This window comes from Photobacterium sp. GB-36, from assembly GCF_003026135.1.
Lineage (GTDB): Bacteria > Pseudomonadota > Gammaproteobacteria > Enterobacterales > Vibrionaceae > Photobacterium.
Map to the genome: position 1 here is coordinate 1 of NZ_PYNY01000053.1, position 3068 is coordinate 3068.

The 3068-nt window shown below is 36.0% G+C and carries 3 protein-coding genes; all 3 read right to left on the minus strand.

Annotation, left to right across the window (positions count from 1 at the left end; genetic code table 11):
- Positions 1-311 precede the first annotated feature (311 nt).
- On the minus strand, positions 312-1373 hold the full coding sequence (locus C9J46_RS21095; protein WP_107208801.1) for a hypothetical protein: 1062 nt from the start codon (positions 1371-1373) through the stop codon (positions 312-314).
- A gap of 151 nt (positions 1374-1524) precedes the next feature.
- Positions 1525-2565: a sel1 repeat family protein gene (locus C9J46_RS21100; protein WP_107291479.1), complete on the minus strand. Its 1041-nt coding sequence runs from the start codon at positions 2563-2565 to the stop codon at positions 1525-1527.
- A gap of 104 nt (positions 2566-2669) precedes the next feature.
- Positions 2670-3068, minus strand: a 399-nt coding sequence (locus C9J46_RS21595) for a hypothetical protein (protein WP_158259629.1), incomplete at its 5' end; no start/stop codon positions are given.

Here is a 3068-nt window from a genome sequence, read left to right on the forward strand (position 1 = left end):
ATATCAATAGAAGGGTTGATACTTGATATCGGGTTTTCTGATAAAAATTGTTCAAACACAGCAATATCGGCTTGGTGAGGTGTTGTTGCTTTTGAGCATCCATTTAAGACTAAAAAAGAGAAAACTAATAGTGGGGTAGTAATAGTTACTTTCATGCATTTAAGACCTTAACGTACTGAGAAGCTAATTGATTTTAATGCATAATTGTACATCTAATCTCTGCTGGGCAATAATTTGCTCAAGGTGATTAAGAAGCGCTTCTTAAATATCTAAGAAGCGCCCTAAGATCAATTAAATTGATGGGTGAAAATTTATTGTATATCTAAACGTGAGTAAAACATTGTTGCGTGAGCACCATCGATATAAATCACTTTTTTTACCGAATCTGCTTTTTCTTGAGCCTTTTTATTAGCAGCAATTAAGGCGTCTTTTTCTTTAGGTGCAATAACTTCATGCAAACCAAAAGAACGTCCGTTTTGTAAATCAAGAGCTTTAGCGACAATATATTTTTGTGTATTATTTAATGAGTTATTATCTAGGCTATTTAATTGGTATAAATTCCATGCTGCATTTGAGCCTAATTTTATACCCTGCTCTATGTAATTAAGGTAGCTTTCTCCACCTTCACGACCACTTTGTACCTCATTACCTATAAGCCCCTCAATAGCCGGTACAAAGTTATTAAACCGCGCATAATTAAGAAGATTCACAGCCATAGCTTCCATGTTTTTATTTGGCTTATCTTCATTGATAATTTTATTCGCATACTCTACGAGCGGGTAGTAATAATGCTTTTCAGCAGATTGAATAACCGCATCAATATACTCCTTGTGGGTTAGGTCAGGTTTCAATGTAGTGCTGTAATATACGGCACGAACGTCGCCTGTTTTGGCTTTTTCAGCAAAGAGTTTTTGTGCTTTCTCCACCCATTTTTCACTGCAATCATTCGGGAAGTACATTTGGCATTGATGGTTATCAGGTGCAAAAAATAATGCCGCATATGGATTACCTAACTCTGCCGATTGTATAAGCATCTTACGAGCGATAGGTGTGCTTTTAATACTTCCCGAGTATGAGATTAAAGCCGTCCAATAAAGTGCATCGGGGTCATTTTTATCAACAAGCGGTTTCAGTGCTTTTTCTGCTTTTCCCCAGAGATTACGCTGAATATTGAGTACCCCTTCAAAAAGTGGATCACCAGGCATATAGATACTTGCTACATCAATAGATGAACTGATGCTTGAGATCGGATTTTCTGATAAGAATTGTTCAAATACAGCAATATCGGCTTGTTGAGGTGTTGTTGCTTTTGAGCAACCGGTTAAGGCTAAAAAAGAGAAAACTAATAATAGTGTACTAATAGTTACTTTCATGCATTTAGACCTTAACTTAGCGGACTGAGAAGCTGATTGATTTTAATGCACAATAGTACACCTAACAATTACTGGGCAATAATTTGCTTTAATCATTGATTAAAAAAGCGCTTCCTGTTCATTTAGTAAGCGCTCAAAAATTAAAAAATAATTAACCTTCAGGTACGTGAGCACCATCAATATAAATCACTCTTTTTACCGAATCTGCTTTTTCTTGTGCCTTTTTATTCGCAGCAATTAAGGCTGCTTTTCCTTTTGGTGGGATAGAAAAACTAATGCCGTAGTCGTAACCATTAAATAACTCACTCGCCTTGGCTATGAAGTATTTTTGTTGGCTTGATAAGGATTTATCATTAATGCTATTTAATAGATAAACTCGCCATGCATGGTTTGAGCCAATGTTTATTCCTTGTTCTGTAAGACTTTTGTACTGTTCACCTTGAGTACGTTTTTTTTCACCCTCATACCCCATCAAAGCGTCAATAGCCGGTATAAAGTTATTAAATTGCGCATAATTAAGAAGATTCACAGCCATAGCTTCCATGTTTTTATTTGGCTTATCTTCATTGATAATTTTATTCGCATACTCTACGAGCGGGTAGTAATAATGCTTTTCTGCAGATTGAATAACCGCATCAATATATTCCTCGTGGGTTAAATCTGGTTTCAATATTGTGCTGTAATATACGGCACGAACGTTGCCTGTTTTTGCTTGTTCTGCAAAGAGTTTTTGTGCTTTCTCTACCCATTTTTCACTGCATTCACTGGAATAGTACATTTGACAAATATCGTTTTTAGGCGAAAAAAACAATGCTGCATAAGGGTTACCTTGTTCCGCTGATTCCATATATAGCTTTTTAGCTATAGGGTTGTTTTTAATACCCGTTCCCCATGTAATTGATGCTAACCAAAATTTTGCGTCAGGATTTTGGTTCTTTGCCATCGGCTCAAGTTGTTTCTTTGCCTCAGCCCAAAGATTACGTTGGATGTACAAAACACTTTCAAAAAGTGGGTCATCTTGCTGGTATATACTTGCGATATCAACGGTTGGACTTACTGATGATATAGGATTTTCTGATAAAAATTGTTCAAATACAGCAATATCGGCTTGTTGAGGTGTTGTTGCTTTTGAGCATCCATTTAAGACTAAAAAAGAGAAAACTAATAATAGGGTAGTAATAGTTACTTTCATGCATTTAAGGCCTTAACTTAACGGACTGAGAAGCTAATTGATTTTAATGGCGTATAGTACACCTAAAAACAATTAGGCAATAATTTGCTTGAGGTGATTAAAGGCTAATAAAGAACTTGATAATGAGCACCATCTATAAAGATTACTTTTTTTACCTTATCTGCCTTTTCTTGAGCTTTTTTATTAGCAGAAATTAAGGCATCTTTTTCTTTAGGGGGAGTAACAAAGCTTATGCCGAACCCATCACCATTAAATAAATAATTTGCTTTAGCTACAATATATTTTTGTGTTTCAGTTAGGTGGTCATTATGACGGCTGAGTATGCTATAGCCACCCCAGGCATCATTTGAACCCATTGCAACGCCCTGCTGCATAAGTTCCTTGTAAAAATGACCTTTCATTCGCTTATGTTTACCTTCGTGATTCATTAAAGCGTCTATAGCAGGAACAAAGTTATAAAAGCGTGCATAATTAAGAAGGTCACTAGCGAGTTCCTTCATTTC